Source organism: Aquabacterium sp. CECT 9606, assembly GCF_918741295.1.
Classification (GTDB): Bacteria; Pseudomonadota; Gammaproteobacteria; order Burkholderiales; family Burkholderiaceae_C; genus Aquabacterium.
In genome coordinates, this window is the sequence record NZ_CAKKNB010000003.1 from 925403 (window position 1) to 947673 (window position 22271).

Genomic DNA, 22271 nt, shown 5'->3' on the forward strand with positions numbered 1-22271 from the left:
AAAAATTGATGGTCAGAGACAACCAAGGCCCCGAAGGGCCTCAGTGATCAACAAGTCGTTATTTTAGGCCTTGGCGTGGCCCTTGGCATAGTCGATGGCCAGCTGAACGGTGGTGATCTTTTCAGCTTCTTCATCGGGGATTTCGATGCCGAACTCGTCTTCGAGCGCCATCACCAATTCAACGGTGTCCAGCGAATCAGCGCCCAGATCGGCCACGAAGGCTTTTTCAGGGGTGACTTCGGATTCGGCTACACCGAGTTGTTCGGCAATGATTTTCTTGACGCGTGCTTCGATATCGCTCATGACTCCTCCAGGAGGGGGTGCAAATAAACCGGGGATTTTACCGGGTTAGCGGCGCAAACCGCCAAACCCGAAAAACGAATTTGAGAACCCCGTAAAAACTCAATTCATCAACATGCCACCGTTGACGTGCAATTCCGTCCCGGTGATGTAAGCGGCTTGGGGCGAAGCCAGGAAGGCCACGGCCCCGGCGATGTCTTCAGGTTGGCCCAGGCGCCCCAATGGGATCTGGGCCTTCAATGTAGCTTGCTGCTCGTCGGTGAGCGCGCGGGTCATGTCGGTGTCGATGAAACCAGGTGCAACGCAGTTCACCGTGATGTTGCGGCTGCCCAACTCGCGTGCCAGTGCACGGGTCATGCCGGCGACACCCGCCTTGGCGGCCGCGTAATTGGCCTGCCCCCCGTTGCCCATCGCGCCCACCACCGATGTGATGTTGATGATGCGGCCATGGCGTTGCTTCATCATGGGGCGCATGACGGCACGGCTCATGCGGAAAACGGCTTTGAGGTTGGTGTCCAGCACCGCGTCCCAATCGTCATCCTTCATGCGCATGGCCAAGGTGTCACGCGTGATACCAGCATTGTTGACCAGCACATGCAGCGCGCCATGTTCTTTCAGGATGGCATCGATCGTGGCATCTACCGCAGCGGCGTCGGTCACGTCGAGGACCAGGCCTTTGCTGTCTTCAAAACCGCTCAGCGCCTCGCTGATGGCATTGGCGCCGGATTCGGTCGTCGCCGTGCCCATGACCTTGTAGCCTTGCTGGGCCAATGTCACGGCGATGGCGCGCCCGATGCCTCGGCTGGCGCCAGTGACCAGGGCCACCTGGGTTGTTGATTCGGCGCTCATGCCAGCAAGCCTTTCGCTTCCAGCAGAGATGCCGGATCAAAGATGGTAGCGCTGATCAGATCGCCGTCAATGCGCTTGACCATGCCGGACAACACCTTGCCAGGACCACATTCAATGACATGGGTCAAACCGCGGGCTTTCAATGCCTGGATGGTTTCTACCCAGCGAACGGGCCCGAAAGCCTGCCGATACAGGGCATCGCGCAGTTCATCACCCTGGATGACGGAGGCCACATCGATGTTGTTGATGACAGGGATGGTGGGCACCGAGAAGGTCGTGGCGGCCAGTTTTGCCTTGAGCCGTTCAGCGGCGGGTTTCATCAGGCTGGAGTGGAACGGCGCGGACACCGACAGCAGCAGCGCGCGCTTGGCGCCCGCGGCCTTGAGCACCACGCAGGCTTGGTCCACCGCCGCCTTGGTACCGGCGATCACGGTTTGCTTGGGATCATTGAAATTCACGGCCTCAACCGCTTCGCCACTGGCCTGGGCGGCCTCAAGGCATCCGGCCTTCACCGCATCGGCGTCCAGACCAAGGATGGCGGCCATGCTACCCATGCCCACGGGCACGGCGTCTTGCATGGCCTGGGCGCGAAAACGCACCAAGGGCAAGGCATCGGCCAAGGTCAAGGCGCCTGCGGCCACCAGGGCCGTGTACTCGCCCAGAGAATGACCAGCCACGGCAGCAGGCGTCAACCCGGTTTCGGCCAGCCAGGCGCGCCAACAGGCCACACCGGCGACCAACATCACGGGCTGCGTGTTGGTGGTCAAGTCCAAAGCTTCTTTCGGGCCCTCGGCGATCAGCCGGCCCACGTCTTCGCCCAGGGCCTCGGAGGCCTCGGCCAGGGTGTCGCGCACGGCGGCGTGATCGGCCCAGCCATTGAGCATGCCCACGGACTGCGAGCCTTGCCCCGGAAACACGAATGCAAATGCGGTCATCTTGTTTGTGTCCTCAGTACCCATGAATCAGTAATCCACCAACACGGCGCCCCAGGTGAAGCCACCGCCCACGCCCTCAAGCAGCACGGTCTGGCCCCGCTGGATCCGGCCATCGCGCACCGCCTGGTCGAATGCCAAGGGAACGGACGCGGCCGAGGTGTTGCCATGCTCATCGAGCGTGACGATCATCCTATCGTCTGGCACCTGCAGCTTGCGCGCCGTGCTTTGCATGATGCGCAAGTTGGCTTGGTGGGGCACCAACCAGTCGATGCATGAGGCATCGCGACCAGCGGCCTGCAGCACCTCGTTGGCGACTTGCTCCAGCGCGGTCACCGCCAGCTTGAACACACCAGGGCCGTCCATTTTGACAGTGGGATCGCCCAATATGGCGCCACCAGACACGGTGCCCGGCGCGCAAAGCATGCCGGCTTGCTGCCCATCGGCGTGCAGGCGGGACGCAACGATGCCGGCCTGCTGAGATGCTTCAAGCACCATGGCGCCAGCCCCGTCGCCAAACAACACGCAGGTGGTGCGGTCGCTGAAATCAAGCAGGCGGGAAAACACCTCGGCGCCAATGACCAACGCGCGCCGCGCCGAACCCGTGCGGATCATCGCATCGGCCACCGTCAGGGCGTAAACAAAGCCCGAGCACACCGCCTGCACGTCAAATGCGGCGCAACCCCGGATGCCCAGCTTCTGCTGGATAAGGCAGGCGGTTGAGGGAAACACCATGTCAGGCGTGGACGTGGCGCAGATGATCAGGTCGATGTCGGTGGCCTGCAGCCCCGCGGCTTCGAGGGCCCTTTGCGCCGCCAGCAAACCCAGGTCGCTGGACCCCACATGCGGCTCGGCAAAGTGGCGCGCGCGAATGCCCGTGCGAGACACGATCCATTCGTCGGAAGTTTCGATGCCCTGACTGGCCAGCTGATGGGCCAAGTCCTGGTTGGTAAGTCGTCTTGGCGGCAGGTAAGCGCCAGTACCGGCTATGCGTGAGTGCTTGATGGGCATTTCAGGGGGGCAACGCGGTGCTGGTTAGAACACCTCGACGCCCTTTGGGCACGGCTCGAAGGATCAGGCAGCGCGGTCAACCGCACCCGCAGATCCAACAGCCGCCGACGTGCCTTCTGGATTGACCAAACCCGCTGCATCAGCAACTGGCAGGCCATCGAGCGATGCCGCAATGCGGTCATGCACACGCTCCAAAAGGCTGTGACGAGCCGCATCATAGGCCCTGTTGATGGCCAACTCGAATGCAAAGGCATCGGCGGAGCCATGGCTTTTGAACACCAGGCCGCGCAAACCCAGCAAAGCCGCGCCGTTGTAACGGCGGTGGTCAGCCCTCTTTTTGAACTGGTTGAGCACCGGCATGGCGACCAAAGCCACCAGTTTGGTCAGCAGGTTGCGTGAGAATTCTTGCTTGATGAAATTGGCCAGCATGGATGCCAGCCCTTCAGCGGATTTGAGCGCCACATTGCCGACGAATCCATCGCACACGACGATGTCGGTCGTGCCCTTGAAGATGTCATTGCCTTCGACATTGCCCTGGAAATTGATCAGGCCTTTATCGCCAGCGTCGCGCAGCAATTCGCCAGCGCGCTTGATCACTTCACTGCCTTTGATGACTTCCTCGCCGATGTTGAGCAAGCCCACCGTGGGGGATTCCTTGCCATCGACGGCCGACACGAGCGCGCTGCCCATGACCGCGAATTGCAACAGGTGCTCGGCGGTGCAGTCCACATTGGCACCGAGATCGAGCACCGTGGTGGAGCCATCCAGCTGATTGGGCAGACCAAAGGCGATGGCCGGGCGGTCAATGCCTTCAACGGTTTTGAGCACATACCGGGCCACGGCCATCAAGGCCCCGGTGTTGCCCGCGGACACGCAGGCGTGCGCATTGGCAGGCGCATCGGCCGAGGCTTTGACCTGAGACACGGCCACGCGCAACGACGAGTCTTTTTTGCGGCGCAAGGCCACTTCGACCGGGTCGTCCATGGAGACGACCTCGCTGGCGGGAACCAGGGTGACACGCTCCCAACTCTTGGCCGGCGCCAAGGCTTCGGGCAACCCCACCAACACCAGCTCTGCTTCGGGGTGCTTGGCCAGAAAGGCCTTGCAAGCGGGCAAAGTGACCGAAGGGCCATGATCGCCCCCCATGCAGTCGACCGAGATGCGGACACGGCCTTGGCGATCTGGAATGGCAGCACGGCCAGACGGCGCGTTGGAAATGGTCGAAACAGTCATCGGGTGGGTCTTGGGTGGGGTATTGCTCAGCGAGCCCAAAACAACAATGGGCCGGAGGACTGACCAGCGTCAGCCTATCCAGCCCTTTGCTTCTTGACGAATTTTGAAAGAACCCAGCATTGGCCAGGTTCGATCAAGAATTAAGCGTCAGCCTTGGTCTTGAGCACCTTGCGGCCACGGTAGAAGCCGGTGGGGCTGATGTGGTGACGCAGGTGGATTTCGCCGGTGGTGCTTTCGACGGCGGTGCCCGGGGTGTTCAGCGCGTTGTGCGAACGGTGCATGCCGCGCTTGGAAGGGGACTTTTTGTTTTGCTGAACGGCCATGGATGACTCCAGAAACCGAGCCTCACGGCCCGTTGAGTGCAAGCTCTCACCAACTTTTCAAGCGCTGATACCAATGACTTGATACCTGCCGCGCCAGTTGTTTTGTAGCCTGCGAAGTGTTGACAAATTGTATAAATCCCGGGGCCTTTCCCGGAAAACCATAGATTCTAGCACGAGTGCGCCAGACAATTCAAATCAAGAGCTGCCCTTTTCCTTTTTCAAGGCGGCCAATACCGCGAAAGGATTGGGTTTATCCGAAACCGATTCTTCATCGGTAGTTTCAAGCACTGGGGTGCCATCGGGCGCCACCAGGCCAGATTGCATCAGGGATTGCACGTCCGTGGGACATTCGTCATGCCGGGGCACGATGGGCTGCGCCATGATCAATTCATCTTCAATCAGGGCCAGCAGATCGAACTGGCGGCTGATCGCCAGCACGTCGTCGTCCGAATCCGCGTCCAGTTCGGCCGCCGTGGCCTCATCTGCCACAAAGCGAACCGTGTGGTCCACGGTGACCGGGATGAACACAGGCTGCAGGCAGCGCTGGCATTCCCACGGCAGATTGCCCTCGGCGTGCAAGTCCAACCACAGCTGGGGGCCACCCACGCGTTGCGGCTCCAGCCGGCCTTCGGCCCACCAGGTCAGGGGCTCAAGCGGCGCCAGATCCAGGTCTTGCGCCAGGCCGGAGGCCAAACGCGTCAGCGCGACCACGGGCAACTGCCCTTCCAGGCGCGACTCTTCGTTGATGAAGGCCCCCAAGTCAAGCTTGTGGGGCAAAAACGTGCGTGCATTCATGCCGGGTAGTGTAGAGGCTGGACAATAGGGGGATGACCTCCACCGCTTTCCCTCGCCTGATCCTGGGCTCGACCTCTCGCTACCGGCAGGAACTGCTGCAAAGGCTGGGCTTGCCCTTTGACGTGCAGGCGCCCGATGTGGACGAAAGCCCCTTACCCGGCGAAGCCCCTGCTGAGATGGCGATGCGCCTGGCCCTGGCCAAGGCACGGGCAGTTGCCGCGTTGAACCAGGACGATGTGGTGGTGATTGGATCAGACCAGGTGGCCGACCTGGCGGGAATGCCTTTGGGCAAGCCTGGCACCCACGACCAGGCCGTGAAGCAGCTGACAGCCATGCGCGGTAAAGCGGTGCTTTTTCACACCGCGGTGGCCGTTGTGCGGCCCAGCACCCATTTTTCGCAAACCCAAATGAGCACCACCCGGGTTCAGATGGGCCACTACAGCGACCAGGAGATTGAAACCTACCTTCGCTGCGAGCAACCTTACGACTGCGCCGGTAGTGCCAAATCCGAAGGATTGGGCATCGTGCTGCTGGAGCGTATCGAGTCGGACGACCCCACGGCCCTGATTGGCCTGCCGCTGATCCCCACCACCCAGATGATTCGACAAGCGGGGCTGGATCCCCTGGCCTGGCGCGCCCTGCATCACCCAACACCATGACTTCAAAATCAAAAAACGCCCCCGCCCCGAGCCCCAAAGGCCGCTTGCTGCTCATCCCCAACACCCTTGACTTTGGTTGCCTGGCAGAAGGGCCCGACGCGGTGCTGCCCGACCTGCGCGAGGTGCTGCCCCTGGGCGCCTTGACTGCAGCAGCGCGTTTGCAGCACTGGGTGTGCGAGAACGCCAAGACCACGCGTGCATTTTTGAAGCGCGTGGACGCCATCGTGCCGCTGGCCGCACCTTTGCAAACACTGGACATCCAGGCCTTGCCACGGCCCAACAAAGGCGGCGAGAAAAGCGCCAACAAGACCCACAAGAAGCCTGACGGCAAGCCAGCGCCCAACCCAGACGCCGAAATCGATGCCCTGCTGGCCCCCGCCCTGGCAGGGCAAGACATCGGCTTGATGTCAGAGGCCGGCTTGCCGGGCGTGGCCGATCCAGGCGCCGCCCTGGTCCTGGCAGCTCACCGCCTGGGCGTGACGGTGGTGCCGATTTCTGGCCCCAGTTCGCTGGTGCTGGCCCTGGCCGCCAGCGGCCTGAATGGCCAGAGTTTTGCCTTCGTGGGTTACCTGCCGGTTGATGCGGTTCAACGTGGCGACCGCATCCGCGAACTGGACCAACTGTCCCGCCGAGCGCGCCAGACGCAACTGGTGATCGAAACGCCCTACCGAAACACCGCGCTGTGGTCGGCCTTGACCAAGCACCTGCAGCCCGACACCTGGCTGAGCGTGAGCTGTGGCTTGACCCTGGATAAAGGCTGGAGCCGCACCCAGCGCGTGAGCCATTGGCAAAAGCATGCCCTGACGTTGCCGGACGACATCCCGACGGTCTTTGCCTGGCTGTCCGCCTGAACCCCGCCCCGGACACCGCACTTCTTGCCACAATGCCGAGCACCTGCCCTCAGCCATGAACACACCCACTTCCTCATCAACGATCCCATCGGCCTATCCCGGTTTGGCCGAGCCCAACGAACTGGCCCGCAAGCTGGGACATGCCGGACTGATCCCATTCGTGGGCGGTGCGCTGTTTGTGTGGCTGTTGGTGGGCCGCATCGATCCACAGCCATTTGCATTCGTCGTCAGCGCCTTCACCAGCTACGCGGCCCTGGTCGTGTCCTTCCTGGGCGGCCTGCCCTGGGGATTGAGCATGCTGAGCCAGCGTTATGACCAGCCCGCTTTGCCCACGCATAAACTCGGTTTGATCTGGGGCGTGGTTTATTCATTGGCGGCTTGGCTTGCTTTGATGATGCCGCCTCACGCAGGCTTGGCCGCACTGGGCGGCCTGCTGATCGGGTGCTACCTGGTGGACCGCAAGTGCTACCCCGAACTGGGCGCGGCCGGCTGGCTCAAGCTGCGCTTCAGGCTCACCGTGGTGGCCAGCCTGAGCTGCTTCCTGGCCGCCGCCCAACTTTGAGAACTGCTCCATGATCGACTACCGCATTGAGGTGGGCAGCGCCCACGCCCATCGTTTTGTGGTCACTTTGCGCATCCCGCAGCCGCAGGCCCAGCAGCGTTTGAGCCTGCCCGTGTGGATACCCGGCAGTTACCTGGTGCGGGAGTTCGCGCGGCACTTGTCCCCGCTGACGGCGCAACAAGGCCAACACACACTTGAAGTTCAACAAGTAGACAAATCCAGTTGGGTGGTCGATTGCACGGGCAGGGGCGCGTTGACGGTCACTTGCGAGGTGTATGCGTTTGACACCTCGGTGCGGGCGGCATTTCTGGATTCACGCCGCGGTTTTTTCAACGGCACGAGCGTGTTCCTGAAAGCCGAGGGGTTTGAGGACCAGCCCCACCGCCTGAAAATTGCCGGACTGCCCAAAGGTTGGGGCGTGGCCACTGGCCTGCCGCCCGTGAAGGTCAATGCGCTTGGATTGGGCGACTACCAGGCGCCCGACTACGACAGCCTGGTGGACCACCCTGTCGAGCTGGGCACGTTCTGGCGCGGGAGCTTCACCGCCAAGGGCGTGGTCCACGAGTTCGTCGTGTCAGGGGCCAGTACAGACCTTGACGGCCCACGGCTGCTGGCCGACACGCAACGCATTTGCGAGGCCCAGATCGCCTTCTGGCATGGCCGCCGCAAGCCCGCCTTTGGGCGCTATGTGTTCTTGCTCAATGCCGTGGACGAAGGCTATGGCGGCCTGGAGCATCGCAACAGCACCGCCCTGATCTGCAACCGCCGCGACCTGCCCCGCACAGGCCGGCCTGTCAACACCGACGCCTACCAGACGCTGCTGGGCCTGATCAGCCACGAGTACTTCCACACCTGGAACGTCAAGCGGCTCAAGCCCGCCGAGTTCGCGCCCTACGACTACACGCAAGAGAACTACACGCAGATGCTGTGGTTCTTTGAAGGCTTCACCTCTTATTACGACGACCAGTTTCTGCTGCGCACAGGCCTGATCGACGCCAAAACCTATTTGAGGCTGCTGGCCAAGACCATCAACCAGGTGCAGGCCACGCCAGGCCGGCACAGCTACAGCGTGGCCCAGGCCAGCTTCGACGCCTGGACGCGCTACTACCGCCCTGATGAGAACACCGCCAACGCCACGGTGAGCTATTACACCAAGGGATCGCTGGTGGGTTTGTGCCTGGACCTGAGCCTGCGCCAATGTCCGGTGGACGGCAAGCGCCAGCCATCACTGGACGGTGTGATGCAGCGCCTGTGGCAGTTGCAACGGCCGATTCAAGAGGCCGACATCGCCCAGGCATTGCAGGACGAGGCCACTGGCGGACCGCCCGCCTCAGCCGGCGCCCGCTCATGGGCCGATCTTTTGCACAACTGGGTCCATGGCACCGACGAGCTGCCGCTGAAAGCCTTGTTGAGCGCCGCGGGCGTGACCTGGGTGAGCAAACCCGCGGCCTTGGCGCAAAGGTTGGGCGTGCGGCTCAGCGATGCGGGCGGCGGACTCAAGGTTCAGGCCGTGATGCGCCACAGCGTGGCTGAAAGCGCCGGCCTGAGTGCCTCGGATGAACTGATCGCGCTGGACGGATGGCGCTTGCGCAAAAGCGATGACCTGGCCTTGTGGCACAACGAGCAAAAAGCCCAGGCACTGCTGATCTGCCGCGATCAGTCCATGCTGACACTCGATTTGCCTGCGTTGGCGTCCGCCAGTTCCCGGCCCAAAGGCGCCAGCGGTGACATCATCGCCCTGGCATTGACCGAGAACACCGACGCCATCACTGCACAACGACGGCATCAGTGGCTTAAGAGCTGAGCATGGTGGAGTCGAGGTCACGTCACTGGTGGTTGCTGTTGTTCATCATCCTCGCGGTGATGGGCCTGCACGCCTGGCTGACCTTGTCCATGGCCACGCTTCTCAACGACATGCAGGCCAGCGACACCTCCGGCATCAAGCGGATGGAAGCCACGATGATGAGCGAACTCAAACTCAGCGATCCGCCCGTGGCCGCGCCCCCTCCCCCCAAGCCACGGGCCTCGCGCAAAGCCTCTGGCCAACGCCCACCCAAATCGCCAAGCCCCAGCGCTTCGGCCCCTGAGCCAGCACTGGCGCGGCCCGAAGAAAGCGCCAGCGCACCTGAGCAAGCCGAGTCGAGCATCACCGTGGCGGCCTCCAGCAGCGAGCCCGAATCATCAGCTTCTGAGCCTATCCCACTGGCACTGTCGGCCAGTGAACCCAGCTCGGCGAAGGGGCCGCCATTTGTCTGGCCTTTGGCCACCCGGGTCAGCTACAAGGTTCGCGGTTATTTCCGTGGTGACGTGCATGGTCAGGCCCGGGTGGAATGGGTGCGACAAGACATGGATTACCAGGTTCGGGTCGACACCACCATCGGGCCCAGCTTCGCGCCCATCGGATCCTGGAATCTGATCAGCGCCGGCACCATCACCCCCGAAGGCTTGTCGCCCAAGCGCTTCGAGCAGGTCAACCGCCTGCTGATCAAGACATCGCCCCCCCGCACCGTGGTCTTCGACCCGCAGAACGTGGTGCTGGACTCAGGCGAGAAGTTGCAGCGCACGCCGGGCATGCAAGACGCGGCGAGCCAGTTCATCCAGCTGGCCTACCAGTTCATCATGCAGCCGGACCTGCTTCGCCCGGGCAACACCATCCACATTCCTCTGGCCTTGCCCAAACGCGTGGAGACCATTGCTTACGATGTGATTGACGAGCAGATGCTCGACACGCCCATTGGCACCATCCCCACCTTCCACGTCAAACCGCGCAAGATGTCGGCCGAAGGCGGCGTGTTGCCCGTGGAGATCTGGTTCGCCCCTGGCCTGCAGTACCTCCCCGTGCGCATCCTGGTGCGGGCGAACGAGAAAACCTACATGGATCTGCAGATGGAGCGGGCCCCTGAGCAGGCGCCCGCTGACGCGGCCTCCGCATCAGCATCGGCGCCGCCCCTGCCCTGAAGTTCAATCAGGATGCGCTGCCCACCTTGGCAGCGGCCTTGGTCAAGCGCTGCTCGATGACATTGACGGGCGCGGCCGATGGCAGGCGGGTGCCGTCTTCAAAGAACATGGAAGGGGTGCCGTTCACGCGCAGTTTCTGAGCCAGCGCATTGTTGCGTTGTGTGGGCGTGGCGCACATGCCGAAAGCCTTGGCGGGCTCGGCCCCTGTCAGCATCCAGTCGCGCCAGGCCTGCGTGCGGTCTTTCAGGCACCAGATGTTGTTGGCCTTGACCTTGGAGTCATCACCCAGGATGGCCACCACGAAGGTGTAGACGGTCACGTCCTTGACCTGTTGCAGGTCTTTTTCAAGGCGCTTGCAATAGCCACAGTTGGGGTCGGCGAAGATCACCATGCGGCGTTTGCCATTCCCGTTTTTCCAGACCACGGCATCTTTGAGCGGCAGGCTGGCGAAATCAATCTGGTTGATTTCGTCCATGCGCTCCTCGGTCAGATTGCGTTGGGTTTTGGTCTCCAGCAGGTTGCCCTGGATGACGAACTCGCCTTTGGGGTCGGTGTAGATGATGTTGTTGCCGGAGCGCAGCTCGATCAGGCCAGGCATGGGCGTGGTTTGCGCCGAGTCGATGGGCGGAAAATCAGGCAGGTTCTGGGTCAGCTTCTGCTTGAGCTGCGCCAACTGAGCGGGCGACAACTCGCCGGCCCAGCTGGCCGAGGCCACCAGCACCAGACCAGCACTCAAGAGGGCCCGCAAAGGGGAGTGAAAAATAGAGAGGCGATTCATGGTGGCAACCTTATTGGGTTTCAAGCATCAAGTGCGCGGCTGACCAGCCAGCGTTTGACAGGAGACATTTGGTCTAACAGAGCCATGCCGGTGTTGCGAAGTTCCCTGAATGGTGCACGATCATCCGCAAACAGGTGCAACAGGCCATCGGTGACCCCGGCCATGGCGCGGGTTGGCAACTCGCGCCGGCGAGCGTAACGCCGCAGCAAACGCTCGTCACCCGCGGTGCGCCAAGGCTCCAGCTCACGGGCCTCGGTCAAGGTATTCACGAGGGTATCGACATCGGCCAGGCCCAAATTGAGCCCCTGCCCCGCCAAAGGATGAACCTGGTGCGCGGCATCGCCCAGCAGCACCCAACCCGGGCCGCTCCACCTTTCAGCTTGCGCCAGGGCCAAGGGCCACGACGCCACGCGGGACGTCAAGGACAAAGGGCCCAAGACAGCCGACGCGCCCGGGTCGACCTCGTCAAGCGCCTGGCGCAAGGCGGCTTCGAAATCAGCTGGCGCCATGGCCATGACTTCTTTCGCCCTCGACTGGGGCAAAGACCAGACCAAGCCGTAGGACGCGCCCGGTTCAGGGTCGTGAAAAGGCAGCAAGGCCAGCACATCAGGCGAGCGGAACCATTGGCGGGCCACACCGTGGTGGGGTTGGCCACTGCGCAACCGGGCGGCAACGCCCCAATGGCCGTAGTCCGCCCTGCTGAAATCCACGCCCAAAGCCGCCCGGGTGGCCGAGTGCTTGCCCTCGCAGATGGCCAGCAGATCGGCATCCACCGGCGGCACACCATCGGCCAAAGGCGGCACCACAGTGACGTGCGGGGCGAACTTCAAGGCCTCGCCCAGCAATTGTTCCAGCGCGGCTGCATCCACGATCCATGCCAGCTCGGACACACATTGCTGCCAGGCCGAAAACGCCAGGTGCCCCCGACCATCCCCGCGGATCTGCATGTCATGCACCGGCGTTGACGCCAATTGCAACCTGGGCCAGATGCGCAGCCGCTCCAATAAAGCGACAGAGCGGGAATTCAGGGCGTAGGTTCGAATATCCTCCGCCATGGCTTGACCGCCTTGTTCAGCGCAGGCCCAAGCCACGCGCCAACCATTGCTGGACAGTGCCAGGGCCAGGCTTCGGGCCACCGCGCCCGAGCCGCTCACACACACGTCGAATTTTTTTGTCGTCATCTAGGGATTCTAGGTAATCCGTTGACCGAAAGACCAGTCACCATAAAGTGTCGGGTAAGTGACATTCAATGATCAATGAACAGGGACACGCATTGGATCAAATGAAACGGCCTGAGCCGCCCGGCGAACTGCGCCGCGATCGGTTTTTGTCGCTGATCGAAAGGAAAACCGCGCTGGGGTTCTACCTCATCGCGGCGGTCGCCTGCCTGCTGGTCTGGGGCAGTGAATTGATCGCCGGCATCAGCACGCCCCACGACCGTTGGGCCCAGCCCGTGCTCGCCTTGTTGCTGCTGTGGATGTGGGCCATGCTGCGGCGCAACCCGCAATCGCTGATGCTCACGCAGCGCGTGGTGGTGGCGGGTGTGTGCCTGTATTTCGTGATCGGCTCGCTCAGCGTCCTGATCTTCAACCAGCAACCCGCATCGCCTTACTGGATCGCCACCAATTTCCAGTGGATGCCGGTGGTGGCCCTGCTGATGCACATTGCCTGGCCATGGCGCTGGGCGGTCAGCCTGTCGATCGCGCTGCTGGCACTGGTGGCCATCCCCGCTTGGTTGCTGGAGGTCGGGGCGCACGACAGGGTCTGGTCGGGCGTGGTCCGCTCGCTGGTGGTCAACGGCGTGTTGATGCAGATCACTTTTCTGGTCAGCTTGCTCAGCGTGACGCGGCTCAAGCATGGTGTCAGCCTGGTGGTGGCGGGTGATCCGCACGGCCCCACCGACGCCCGCGATGCCCTGAATGCCTGGGTGCAAGAGCGCACCTCCGAGCTGGCGCAAGCCAGGGACACCGCGGAGACGGCCTCCTTGGCCAAGAGCCGCTTCCTGGCGGTCATGAGCCATGAACTTCGCACGCCCCTGCACGCCATGCTTGTTTCGGCCGATCTGCTGGCAGATCACCCCGAGCGCGCGCGCGATCCACGCGATGCGCTGCTGATCAAGACCATCCACAGCAGTGGTCAACACCTGCTGACCTTGATCGACCAAGTGCTCGAGCTGTCGCGCATCGAGTCTGGCAAGGTGGACCCTGTGCTGGCACCGCTGGACCTGTCGGCGATCGCGGACAAGGCGTTGGCGGCGGTGTCGCCCCAGGCCACCGTCAAAGGCCTGGAATTGCGCCGCCATGTCAGCCCCAGCCTGGCCTTGAGCCGCATGGGCGACGAATTGCGGCTCACCCAGGTGCTGATCAACCTGCTGGCCAATGCGATCAAGTTCACCGACCGTGGACACGTGTCGCTCAGCATGGGCCCCAGCCCGACCAAAGCCGTGGATGGCGTGGCGGGCGTGCGGCTGTCGGTCAGCGACACGGGGCAAGGCATGTCGCAGTCAGAGCAATCACGCGTGTTCGAGGCCTTCTTCCAGGCGGACACCAACAGCACCCGCACCAATGGCGGCGTGGGCCTGGGCTTGACCATCACGCAAGAGCTGGTGGGCCTGATGCACGGCACCATCAACGTGAACAGCCGTGAGCGCCAAGGCACCAGGATTGACATCGATCTGCCTCTGCCAGTGCTGGCCGAAGACGCGCGGGTGCCCGTGCGCCGGGTGCTGGGCAGCCCTGACTTGAAAGGCACCGAGGTGCTGGTGGTAGACGACGACCCCGTCAACAGCATGCTGGCCGCCGAGGTGCTGCGCGCGGCGGGGGCCACCGTGTTCACCGCCGACACAGGGCCGGCCGCACTGGCTTTCCTGCGCCAGCACACCCCCAATGTTGTGCTGATGGACTGGCGCATGCCCGGCATGGACGGCCTGGAAGCCACCCGCCGGGTCCGCCAGGGCGAGGCCGGCACCAAGTCGCTGGACGTGCCCGTGCTGGGCCTGACGGCCAATGCCTTCTCGGAAGACCGCAGCGCCTGCCTGAACGCCGGCATGAACCATGTCCTGACCAAACCCGTGGACCGCCAACAACTGCTGGAAGAAGTGGGATATTGGGCGACTCAATCGGCCTGAACCCGCACACCCGCGATCGCCGGTAAAATAGGGGGTTATCCACCCTCCAGTCCAGGAACGTCCATGAGCCTCAAATGCGGCATCGTGGGTCTGCCAAACGTCGGCAAGTCCACCCTTTTCAACGCGCTGACCAAGGCCGGCATCGCCGCCGAGAACTACCCGTTCTGCACCATCGAGCCCAATGTGGGCATCGTTGAACTGCCCGACCCGCGCCTGGGCGCCCTGTCGGAGATCGTCAAGCCCGAGCGCATCGTGCCAGCCATTGTTGAATTCGTCGACATCGCCGGCCTGGTGGCGGGCGCCTCGCAAGGCGAAGGCCTGGGCAACAAGTTCCTCTCGCACATCCGCGAAACCGACGCCATCATCAACGTGGTGCGCTGTTTTGAAGACGACAACGTGATCCACGTGGCCGGCAAGGTCGATCCGATCTCCGACATCGAGGTCATCCAGACCGAGTTGTGCCTGGCCGACCTGGGCACGGTTGAAAAAAGCCTGCACCGCTACAACAAGACCGCCCGCTCCGGCGACAAGGAAGCGGCCGCCTTGGTCAAGGTGCTGGAGAAGTGCCAGGCCGCGCTGGACCAGGCCCAACCTGTGCGCTCGATCGACTTCAGCAAGGAAGAACTGGTGCTGGTCAAGCCGCTGTGCCTGATCACCGCCAAGCCAGCGATGTTCGTGGGCAATGTGGACGAGAGCGGTTTCGAGAACAACCCCTTCCTGGACCGACTGAAGGACTACGCCGCCAAGCAGAACGCGCCTGTCGTGGCCATCTGTGCCAAGACCGAAGCCGAGCTGTCGGAGATGAGCGACGAAGACCGCGCCATGTTCCTGGCCGAAATGGGCCAGGATGAGCCCGGCCTGAACCGTTTGATCCGCGCCGCTTTCAAGCTGCTGGGCCTGCAGACGTATTTCACGGCAGGCGTCAAGGAAGTGCGCGCCTGGACCATCCACATTGGCGACACGGCGCCTCAGGCAGCCGGCGTGATCCACACGGATTTTGAGCGGGGGTTCATCCGCGCCCAAACCATCGCCTTTGACGACTTCATCACCTTCAAGGGTGAGCAAGGCGCGAAGGACGCGGGCAAGATGCGCGCGGAAGGCAAGGAGTACGTCGTCAAGGATGGCGATGTGTTGAATTTCTTGTTCAACGTCTGAACGAGAAAGGCGATTTCAAAAAGCTGTTCAGGCCCATTGAAATCGCCAGATCAATGCTGCACAACGGGTTGATCAGCGGCGGCGGCGCCTCAGGGCGATGCCAGCCACGCCCAGGCCTGCCGCCAGCAAGGCATACGATTCGGGTTCCGGCACGGCCGACGGGCTGTACCACAGCGAGGTGTCAGCACCCGAGATGCCCACGCCTTGGATGTGCACCGCAAAGCTCAGCGTATCGAGGCTTTGGTTGGCGCCGACCCACGTCCAGCTCACCGACTCGTTGTCGATCAGCCGGGCTTGCTTGGGCCCCGTCAGGTCAAAGCGGAAGTCGAACACGCCACCGGGGCCGCCACCATTGGCGAGGGCCACAGGTGAGTCGCCCACAACGGACGAGATCGAACCCGTCTTCAGGCCATCTACCGCGATGGCGCCCAGGAATGAACTGGTGCCCAGCAGGTCAAGGCCGGTGGCGGACAGCGAGAAATTGAGGTCATTGCCGCTTTCGGTCACGGTCAGGGTGGCCAAGTTGAGCTCTTGCGGGCCATTGCCGGCCAACAGGGCGCCAAAGGTGTAGGTGGCGGCCTGGCTGCTCATGGCCACCAGTGAAACCGATGTCGCGACGAGCGCGGCGCGGGCTGCTTGCTTGATGTTCATTGCTGTCCTCTGGGATTTGGTCGTTTGAATTTGATGCGCGCACGAGACACGTTTCCATCAAGGTATACGAAGACCGTTGAACGATGTGTTAGGAAGCGTTCACAAGCACCCCTTGTTCAGGGGGACTGAAGCTTGGCAAACCCAGCTTGCCCATCAAGGAGGTCGCGTCGAAAGGGGCCCTGACCTTGATGTCGTTGTCGAAGTAGCAATGGACGTCACGGTGCGCGCGCTTGGGCGGCGCGTGGTCCGGATCAACAAGGTGGGCATCCTTTGGCTGATCACCATTTGACCAGGCGGCAATGCGCGTGGCCCAGCGGTCCAAAGCCTTGTCGGTGTACCCGCTGGCGTACAACTCGGCATCGCCGTGCAAGCGCAGGTACATGAAGTCGGCGGTCACGTCCTCCAGGTATGGCCATTTGCCTGCCGTGTCGGCCACGACCAAAGCCACGCGGTGGTGGCGCAGCATCTTGATGAAAGCGGGGTCCGCGAAACTCTCGTGGCGGATTTCGATGGCGTGCCGGAGGGGCCGGTTGGCATCGATCTCCAGACTCTCGCGCTTGGCCATGAAAACATCGCGCTGTTTGGCCAGCTTCTGGGCGGCCTCGGTGTCGTGAGGCAGTTCGCTGAGAAAGGTTTCCATCAGATCGGCATTGAAGTGAAAGCTCGGCGGAAACTGCCACAGCACCGGCCCCAGCTTTTGACGCAAACGCAATACACCCGAGGCGAAGAAATTGGCCAGAGGTTGGTGCACATCCTGCAATCGGCGGATATGGGTGATGTAACGGGGTGCCTTGACGCTGAAGACAAAATCATCTGGCGTTTGCTCAAACCATTGCGCGAAGCTGTCCGGCTTTTGCATGGCGTAGAAAGTGCCGTTGATTTCAATGCTGGGCAAGGCGCGCGAGGCGTACTCCAGCTCGCGACGCTGCACCAACTTCTTGGGATAGAACACACCACGCCAGGGCTCGTAGCGCCAGCCAGAAATGCCGATGCGGATGATGCTGTGGGGAGACGGGTTGACATTCATGCTGGTGACGCGCTCCTTCGTCGCGATTTGGCGGGTTGCACACAAGTGGCCAAGAAGCAGCGGGTGTCGCCCGAGGGGAAGGCCACGGTGATGGTTTCGGCATCGGCGGCGGTGACGGTGCCTTGGCCATAGCGGGCCACACGCACCAGGTCGTTCTCAGCAAAAACCGCATGCGGGGACGCGGGCTTGGCGGCCGTTGGCTCCTCGATGGGCGCCGTGGCTTGTTGTCGCTGCAAGGCGCTCAAGCGAAGGCAGTTGTCGCAGGTTTCGCAACGCTCAAAGTCCGCGCCTTCGCCAAAGTGCTCCTGAAGGACTTTCCAACGGCACAGGCCGGTCTGCCCATAGAACACCATTTTCTCGAGCAAGGCCTTGTCGTGCTCACGTTTGCCGCGGTAGGCCTCGAGCAACTGGTCCATGGCGGCATCGCTCAAGCCGCGGCGCAGCAAACGCAATTCGCCCACACGGTTTTGCGCCACGATCTTGTGGTGGCGAAGCAGCCGCAAGGCCACTTGCAGCTTGTTGGCCGGACGCTTCAAGGTTTGCTGCAGCAGCGCCAGCGTCCAGCGTTGGCCTGCGGGCGGGTCTTCAATCAAAGCGCGGTACAAGGCATCGATGTCCTGCAGGTCGGGGTAGCGCCCTCCCATGAAAAAGCGCTGCACAGCTCGATCCCGGTGAAGGTAAAGCAAGCAACAGGTGGCGGCTTGACCGTCGCGCCCCGCCCTGCCCGACTCCTGGTAATAAGCATCCAGGCCCGAGGGCATCTGGTAGTGCAAGACGAAACGCGTGTCGGGTTTGTCGATGCCCAGGCCGAAGGCGTTGGTGGCCACCATCACCCGCGCTTCGTTGCGCATGAAGGCTTCCTGGTTGGCGTGGCGCTCGGCCTTGGGAAGGCGGCCGTGGTACAGGGTGACCGATTCGCCCGCGTCTTTCAAAGCCTGGTGCACCTGCTCCACGGTCTTGACGGTGGCACCGTAGATCACGCCCGACCCCGCGGTCGATTGCAAGAATGACAAGGCGGCTGTCATTTTTTCTGACTCACTCACCACCTGCTTGACCTCGTAGTGCAGATTGGCGCGGTAAATGCCGGTGTTGACCACGCCCAGTCCCGAGGCGTCGAGTTGCCGGGCAATGTCTTCAATGACGTCTAGCGTGGCGGTGGCAGTGAGCGCGAGCAGCGTGGGTTGCCCCAGCAACGAACGGGCGGCCGAGATTTCCAGAAAGGCGGGACGGAAATCGTGTCCCCATTGAGAGACGCAGTGCGCCTCGTCCACCACCAGCAGACTGGTGGGGCGGTGCTTCAGCAAGGCCAGGAACTCGGGCGCCGCCAACCTTTCCGGGGTGGTGAAAACAATGCGGGCTTCACCGGACCCCACGGCGGCCTCGGCCTCGGCCACCTCGGGCGCGGCCATGGCGCTGTGCAATTGCACGGCGTGCACGCCCATGGCCTGCAAGGCGTCGCATTGGTCCTTCATCAGGGCGATCAAGGGCGAGACCACCACGGTGCGGCCGGGCAGCAACAAGGCCGGAAGCTGATAACAAAGGGATTTTCCTGCGCCGGTGGGCATGACGGCCAGGGTGGGCTGCCCCAGCATGACCCGGCGGATCACGGCATCCTGCCCTTCTCTGAGGGCCTGGATGCCGAAGGTTTTTTTCATCAGGCGATGCAGGCCAGATTGCCAGGCCTCGTCACCAGGGCCGTGCAGGGCGTGGTCGATCTCGGTAGTGGGGGAACTCATCAAACTGCATGAGCAACTGGCAGGCCCGCAAGCAGCCTCAAGTTTCCCGGCCAACAACCGACATCCCTGGGGAGACCATTTCTATCGATTCGAGGACGTGTATGGAAGCCCTTCAAGTAGCTGCCCCCAAGCCAGCATCCGCGGTACGGCCCGGCGCACCCGGCAGTTTATCCAGCCGGGGCAATCCAGCCCGTCAAATTCAGCATGCGGTATCCGGTCGTGAATTCCTCACGTTCCGCCTGGGCACCGAGGAATACGGCATCGACATCCTGAAGGTTCAGGAAATCCGCTCTTACGAGCCGCCCACCAAGATCGCCAACGCCCCGTCTTACTTGAAAGGCGTGGTGAACCTGCGCGGCGTGATCGTGCCCATCGTTGACCTGCGCGTGAAGTTCAATTGCTTGAACGAAAATGGCGAGAGCGACGTCAACGACTTCACGGTGGTGATCGTGCTGAACGTGCGCGGCCGCGTGGTGGGCGCCGTGGTTGATTCCGTCAGCGACGTGATCCAGCTGGCCGAGCAGATGATCAAGCCCGCGCCCGAGATGAGCGCCTCGATGGTGGACACGACCTACATCACCGGCATTGCCAACATCAACGAGCGCCTCTTGATCTTGATGGACATCGAGTCGCTGATGAGCAGCTCCGAGATGGGCCTGATCGGCAACCTGACGCCCTGATGCAGTTCACTGGGCCGCCCGTCGCAAGGTATTGACGACGGGTTGCTCCAGCACCCCCCGCAGGCTCCACCAGCCTGCCAGAGCGGCCAACACAGCCCCCACCGCCGCGCCCATCAAGGGCCACCACAGCGGCGCGTTCCAATCGAACTCGAACACCCAGCGGGCCAAAGCCCAGCCGACGCACAGCGCCGCGCTGGAGGCCAAGGCCCCTGCCAGCGCACCCACGCCCAACAACTCCACGCGCTGCACCTTGGCCAGCATGTGCTGAGAGGCGCCCAGGGCCTTGAGCACGGCCCAATCCTTGGCGCGGCGTTCACGCGAGGTCAGCAGACCCGCCATCAGCACGATCAGGCCCGCGGCCAAGGTGAAGGCGAACAGGAATTCGACCGCCGCGATGACCTGGTCCATGATCCGGTTGATCTGGGCCAGCGTGGCCGACACGTCGACCACAGTGACGTTGGGGAAGGACTGCACCAGGATGCGGTCCAGCTTGCCATCAGGTGGCGCGCGGAACGAGGTGATGAAGGTGGCCGGCCACTCGGGCATCGATGCCATGGGCGCCATCACGAAGAAATTGACGCGCATGGAAGCCCAGTCCACTTTGCGCAGGCTGGTGATGCGGGCCTGGTGCTGAACACCTCCGATGTCGAACGTGAGCTGGTCGTTCAGGTGCAGCCCCAAGGTTTTGGCCAAGCCTTCTTCCACGCTCAAGGCGCCCTTTTCGTTCGCCTGGTAACGGCCAGCCACCACCGGGTTGTAGGCAGGCTGTTGGGCCGCGTAGCTGAGGTTGAATTCCCGGTCGGCCAGACGCTGGGCCCGGTCGTCGGCGTAGTCCTCGGGCTTGACGGTCTTGCCGTTGATGCCCACCAGGCGACCACGGATCATGGGATACCAGTCGAATTGCTTGACGCCGGCTTTCTGCAATTGCGCCTTGAAAGCCTCGGTCTGGTCGGGCTGGATGTTGATGACGAAACGGTTGGGCGCATCGACCGGCGTGGCCGCCCGCCAACTGGCGATCAGGTCGGTGCGCAGCAAAACCAGCAGCACCAAGGCCAGCAAGCCGATGGCCAGCGCGCAGACCTGCACCACGGTCTGGCCTGGTTGGGCGGTGAGTTGCCGGGTGGCCAGCACCAACCAGGGCGGGGCCACGCCACTGAGCTTGTTGAGCAGACGCTGAAGGATGAACACAGCCAGGGCGCCGAGGGCTGCAAAAGCAAGCACGGCCACGGCGACACCACCCAGGGCGATCGCGCCCAGCTTGACGTCACGCGCCACCATCATCAGCAAGGCCAGCAACGCCACACCACCCAGGCCCACGGCCAGCACCGACGCCCCCTTGAGTTCGCCCACATCACGGCGCAGCACGCGCAGTGGCGGCACGCGGGCCAATTGAAGCACCGGGGGCAGCCCAAAGCCCAAGGTGAGCACCACACCCACGCCCAGGCCCAGCACCACGGGCCAGATGCTGGGCGCGGGCAAGGCGACCGGCACCAGCTCGGACAGCAGTGCCACGAACACCTGGTGGAAGCCCCAACCCAAAGCCAGACCCAAGCCGCTGGCCACCAGGCCCACGATGAGGAACTGGAGCCCGTAAGTCAGCGCCATCTGGTTCTGCGGCACGCCCAGCACGCGCAACATGGCGCAATCATCCAGGCGCCGCTGAGCAAAGTCACGAGAGACCAAGGCAACCGCCACCGCGGACAGCAAAGCCGCCAGCAGCGCCACCAGGCGCAGGAACAGACCGGCCCGATCAAGGGTGGCACGCATTTCGGGGCGGCCCTGGTCCAGCGTCTCCACGCGCAACCCGCGTGTGGTTTTGGATTGCGCTTGCGCCGCCGCAACGAAGGTTTGAACGGCCTTGGCGGAGGCATCATTCGCGCCCTGCTGGCCCGCATTGGGCGCCACACCCGCGTCGCCCGCACGCGCCGGGCCGGCCACCAACAAGCGGTAAGTGACGCGGCTGGCGGGTTGCACCAATTGAGTGGCGGCCAGATCGGATTGGCGGATCATCACGCGAGGTGAAAAGCTCATGAAGCCGGCGCCCCGGTCGGCCTCGATGGCAATGACCGAAGCGATGAGGAAAGACACATCGCCCAACCAAAGCCGGTCACCCACCCGCAGGTTCAGCACGGGCAGCAAGGAGGCGTCCACCCAGGCTTGGCCGGCGGGCGGGCCGCCCAGAGGGGCTTTGTCCGAAGGCACCACGGAGCCATCGGCCAGCACGCGGCCCAGGGTGATCTGACCGCGCAAGGGGTAAGCCTCGCTGACGGCCTTCAGCGCCACGAGCTTGCTGTCACCACCGCGCTCGTCGGGCGCACGGGCCATGCTGGGAAAGGCCGCGGTGCTGGCTTGCCTCAAACCCAGCTTTTGCGCTTCGGCCGACAGCGCGGCCGGCATCGGTTGGTCGGCCACCACCAGGGCGTCGGCGGCCAGCAATTGGGCGGCATCGCGCACCAGGCCTTGCTCAATGCGGTCGGCGAAAAATCCCACGGCAGACAAGGCCGTGACGGCCAATACCACCGCCACCAGCAACAATCTGAGGCTGCCAGAGCGCATGTCGCGCCACGTCTGCTTGAGGGCCCAGCGCCAGGCCGGCACCGACGAGACCGCTGAATTGATCGCCATGACACTCCGTTTTTCTCAA

General features: G+C 63.0%; 21 protein-coding genes. 8 read left to right on the plus strand and 13 right to left on the minus strand.

Annotated elements, in window-relative coordinates:
- Nucleotides 1-63: 63 nt before the first annotated feature.
- From acpP to LQ232_RS16975, 7 genes are all read right to left on the minus strand, one after another.
- Nucleotides 64-303 carry an acyl carrier protein gene (acpP, locus tag LQ232_RS16945; protein ID WP_230181537.1) on the minus strand — a complete coding sequence of 80 codons (240 nt, stop codon included), beginning with the start codon at nt 301-303 and terminating at the stop codon, nt 64-66.
- 99 nt (nt 304-402) lie between these two features.
- The gene (gene fabG / locus LQ232_RS16950) at nt 403-1149 is read right to left on the minus strand and encodes a 3-oxoacyl-ACP reductase FabG (protein WP_230181538.1); all 747 of its coding nucleotides are present in this window, start codon (nt 1147-1149) and stop codon (nt 403-405) included.
- Nucleotides 1146-2084 carry an ACP S-malonyltransferase gene (gene fabD, locus LQ232_RS16955; protein ID WP_230181539.1) on the minus strand — a complete coding sequence of 313 codons (939 nt, stop codon included), beginning with the start codon at nt 2082-2084 and terminating at the stop codon, nt 1146-1148. The genes fabG and fabD overlap by 4 nt, the downstream gene beginning before the upstream one ends.
- 27 nt (nt 2085-2111) lie before the next feature.
- The gene (locus LQ232_RS16960; protein WP_230181540.1) at nt 2112-3092 is read right to left on the minus strand and encodes a beta-ketoacyl-ACP synthase III; all 981 of its coding nucleotides are present in this window, start codon (nt 3090-3092) and stop codon (nt 2112-2114) included.
- Nucleotides 3093-3155: 63 nt separating this feature from the next.
- Nucleotides 3156-4325, minus strand: a complete 1170-nt coding sequence (gene plsX / locus LQ232_RS16965; RefSeq protein ID WP_256450057.1) for a phosphate acyltransferase PlsX — start codon at nt 4323-4325, stop codon at nt 3156-3158.
- 140 nt (nt 4326-4465) lie between these two features.
- Entirely contained in the window at nt 4466-4648 is a 183-nt protein-coding gene (rpmF, locus tag LQ232_RS16970; RefSeq protein WP_230181541.1) for a 50S ribosomal protein L32, read from the minus strand.
- Between the two features lie 195 nt (nt 4649-4843).
- Complete coding sequence (locus LQ232_RS16975) at nt 4844-5443, minus strand: DUF177 domain-containing protein (protein ID WP_230181542.1); 600 nt, start codon at nt 5441-5443, stop codon at nt 4844-4846.
- A gap of 32 nt (nt 5444-5475) precedes the next feature.
- Between LQ232_RS16975 and LQ232_RS16980 the strand changes: the two genes are divergently transcribed.
- From LQ232_RS16980 to LQ232_RS17000, 5 genes are read left to right on the plus strand one after another with little or no spacing between them, the layout of a single operon-like run.
- The gene (locus LQ232_RS16980; protein ID WP_230181543.1) at nt 5476-6102 is read left to right on the plus strand and encodes a Maf family nucleotide pyrophosphatase; all 627 of its coding nucleotides are present in this window, start codon (nt 5476-5478) and stop codon (nt 6100-6102) included.
- Nucleotides 6099-6953, plus strand: coding sequence for an SAM-dependent methyltransferase (locus LQ232_RS16985; RefSeq protein ID WP_230181544.1), 855 nt, complete (start codon nt 6099-6101; stop codon nt 6951-6953). The genes LQ232_RS16980 and LQ232_RS16985 overlap by 4 nt, the downstream gene beginning before the upstream one ends.
- A 55-nt stretch (nt 6954-7008) precedes the next feature.
- Entirely contained in the window at nt 7009-7515 is a 507-nt protein-coding gene (locus LQ232_RS16990; protein ID WP_230181545.1) for a DUF3429 domain-containing protein, read from the plus strand.
- 10 nt (nt 7516-7525) lie between these two features.
- On the plus strand, nt 7526-9319 hold the full coding sequence (locus tag LQ232_RS16995; protein WP_230181546.1) for a M61 family metallopeptidase: 1794 nt from the start codon (nt 7526-7528) through the stop codon (nt 9317-9319).
- Between the two features lie 38 nt (nt 9320-9357).
- Nucleotides 9358-10473: a DUF3108 domain-containing protein gene (locus LQ232_RS17000; RefSeq protein WP_230181547.1), complete on the plus strand. Its 1116-nt coding sequence runs from the start codon at nt 9358-9360 to the stop codon at nt 10471-10473.
- 7 nt (nt 10474-10480) lie between these two features.
- Here LQ232_RS17000 and LQ232_RS17005 read toward each other — a convergent pair whose 3' ends face one another.
- Both LQ232_RS17005 and LQ232_RS17010 read right to left on the minus strand, forming a co-directional pair.
- Nucleotides 10481-11251: a DsbC family protein gene (locus LQ232_RS17005; protein WP_230181548.1), complete on the minus strand. Its 771-nt coding sequence runs from the start codon at nt 11249-11251 to the stop codon at nt 10481-10483.
- A 20-nt stretch (nt 11252-11271) separates the two neighbouring features.
- Complete coding sequence (locus LQ232_RS17010) at nt 11272-12432, minus strand: FAD-dependent monooxygenase (RefSeq protein WP_230181549.1); 1161 nt, start codon at nt 12430-12432, stop codon at nt 11272-11274.
- Between the two features lie 101 nt (nt 12433-12533).
- Between LQ232_RS17010 and LQ232_RS17015 the strand changes: the two genes are divergently transcribed.
- A complete protein-coding gene (locus LQ232_RS17015; RefSeq protein WP_230181550.1) occupies nt 12534-14378 on the plus strand; it encodes a response regulator in 1845 nt (614 codons plus the stop codon).
- A 63-nt stretch (nt 14379-14441) separates the two neighbouring features.
- A complete protein-coding gene (ychF, locus tag LQ232_RS17020; protein WP_230181551.1) occupies nt 14442-15533 on the plus strand; it encodes a redox-regulated ATPase YchF in 1092 nt (363 codons plus the stop codon).
- 72 nt (nt 15534-15605) lie between these two features.
- Here the strand turns inward: ychF and LQ232_RS17025 are convergent, their stop codons facing one another.
- The 3 genes from LQ232_RS17025 to LQ232_RS17035 all read right to left on the minus strand — a co-directional run bounded on the left by LQ232_RS17025 (nt 15606) and on the right by LQ232_RS17035 (nt 18947).
- Nucleotides 15606-16184 (minus strand): PEP-CTERM sorting domain-containing protein, encoded by a 579-nt coding sequence (locus LQ232_RS17025; protein ID WP_230181552.1) that lies wholly within the window; start codon nt 16182-16184, stop codon nt 15606-15608.
- A gap of 88 nt (nt 16185-16272) precedes the next feature.
- Nucleotides 16273-17211 carry a DUF72 domain-containing protein gene (locus tag LQ232_RS17030; RefSeq protein ID WP_230181553.1) on the minus strand — a complete coding sequence of 313 codons (939 nt, stop codon included), beginning with the start codon at nt 17209-17211 and terminating at the stop codon, nt 16273-16275.
- Nucleotides 17208-18947 (minus strand): ATP-dependent DNA helicase RecQ, encoded by a 1740-nt coding sequence (locus tag LQ232_RS17035; protein WP_230181554.1) that lies wholly within the window; start codon nt 18945-18947, stop codon nt 17208-17210. The genes LQ232_RS17030 and LQ232_RS17035 overlap by 4 nt, the downstream gene beginning before the upstream one ends.
- A 101-nt stretch (nt 18948-19048) precedes the next feature.
- Between LQ232_RS17035 and LQ232_RS17040 the strand changes: the two genes are divergently transcribed.
- Nucleotides 19049-19627 carry a chemotaxis protein CheW gene (locus tag LQ232_RS17040; RefSeq protein ID WP_230181555.1) on the plus strand — a complete coding sequence of 193 codons (579 nt, stop codon included), beginning with the start codon at nt 19049-19051 and terminating at the stop codon, nt 19625-19627.
- 6 nt (nt 19628-19633) lie between these two features.
- On the opposite strand, the gene LQ232_RS17045 is transcribed toward LQ232_RS17040, so the two are convergent.
- On the minus strand, nt 19634-22252 hold the full coding sequence (locus tag LQ232_RS17045) for an ABC transporter permease (RefSeq protein ID WP_230181556.1): 2619 nt from the start codon (nt 22250-22252) through the stop codon (nt 19634-19636).
- Between the last annotated feature and the right edge of the window lie 19 nt (nt 22253-22271).

What these genes read in the sequence shown, in the direction of transcription:
- LQ232_RS17010 (WP_230181549.1), bottom strand. Translation starts at nt 12,432, where the DNA reads ATGACGACAAAAAAATTCGACGTGTGTGTGAGCGGCTCGGGCGCGGTG.
- LQ232_RS16980 (WP_230181543.1), top strand. Translation starts at nt 5,476, where the DNA reads ATGACCTCCACCGCTTTCCCTCGCCTGATCCTGGGCTCGACCTCTCGC.
- LQ232_RS16985 (WP_230181544.1), top strand. Translation starts at nt 6,099, where the DNA reads ATGACTTCAAAATCAAAAAACGCCCCCGCCCCGAGCCCCAAAGGCCGC.
- LQ232_RS17030 (WP_230181553.1), bottom strand. Translation starts at nt 17,211, where the DNA reads ATGAATGTCAACCCGTCTCCCCACAGCATCATCCGCATCGGCATTTCT.
- LQ232_RS17040 (WP_230181555.1), top strand. Translation starts at nt 19,049, where the DNA reads ATGGAAGCCCTTCAAGTAGCTGCCCCCAAGCCAGCATCCGCGGTACGG.
- LQ232_RS17025 (WP_230181552.1), bottom strand. Translation starts at nt 16,184, where the DNA reads ATGAACATCAAGCAAGCAGCCCGCGCCGCGCTCGTCGCGACATCGGTT.
- rpmF (WP_230181541.1), bottom strand. Translation starts at nt 4,648, where the DNA reads ATGGCCGTTCAGCAAAACAAAAAGTCCCCTTCCAAGCGCGGCATGCAC.
- LQ232_RS16975 (WP_230181542.1), bottom strand. Translation starts at nt 5,443, where the DNA reads ATGAATGCACGCACGTTTTTGCCCCACAAGCTTGACTTGGGGGCCTTC.
- plsX (WP_256450057.1), bottom strand. Translation starts at nt 4,325, where the DNA reads ATGACTGTTTCGACCATTTCCAACGCGCCGTCTGGCCGTGCTGCCATT.
- acpP (WP_230181537.1), bottom strand. Translation starts at nt 303, where the DNA reads ATGAGCGATATCGAAGCACGCGTCAAGAAAATCATTGCCGAACAACTC.
- LQ232_RS17015 (WP_230181550.1), top strand. Translation starts at nt 12,534, where the DNA reads ATGAAACGGCCTGAGCCGCCCGGCGAACTGCGCCGCGATCGGTTTTTG.
- LQ232_RS16995 (WP_230181546.1), top strand. Translation starts at nt 7,526, where the DNA reads ATGATCGACTACCGCATTGAGGTGGGCAGCGCCCACGCCCATCGTTTT.
- ychF (WP_230181551.1), top strand. Translation starts at nt 14,442, where the DNA reads ATGAGCCTCAAATGCGGCATCGTGGGTCTGCCAAACGTCGGCAAGTCC.
- LQ232_RS17005 (WP_230181548.1), bottom strand. Translation starts at nt 11,251, where the DNA reads ATGAATCGCCTCTCTATTTTTCACTCCCCTTTGCGGGCCCTCTTGAGT.
- LQ232_RS17045 (WP_230181556.1), bottom strand. Translation starts at nt 22,252, where the DNA reads ATGGCGATCAATTCAGCGGTCTCGTCGGTGCCGGCCTGGCGCTGGGCC.
- LQ232_RS16990 (WP_230181545.1), top strand. Translation starts at nt 7,009, where the DNA reads ATGAACACACCCACTTCCTCATCAACGATCCCATCGGCCTATCCCGGT.
- LQ232_RS17035 (WP_230181554.1), bottom strand. Translation starts at nt 18,947, where the DNA reads ATGAGTTCCCCCACTACCGAGATCGACCACGCCCTGCACGGCCCTGGT.
- fabG (WP_230181538.1), bottom strand. Translation starts at nt 1,149, where the DNA reads ATGAGCGCCGAATCAACAACCCAGGTGGCCCTGGTCACTGGCGCCAGC.
- fabD (WP_230181539.1), bottom strand. Translation starts at nt 2,084, where the DNA reads ATGACCGCATTTGCATTCGTGTTTCCGGGGCAAGGCTCGCAGTCCGTG.
- LQ232_RS16960 (WP_230181540.1), bottom strand. Translation starts at nt 3,092, where the DNA reads ATGCCCATCAAGCACTCACGCATAGCCGGTACTGGCGCTTACCTGCCG.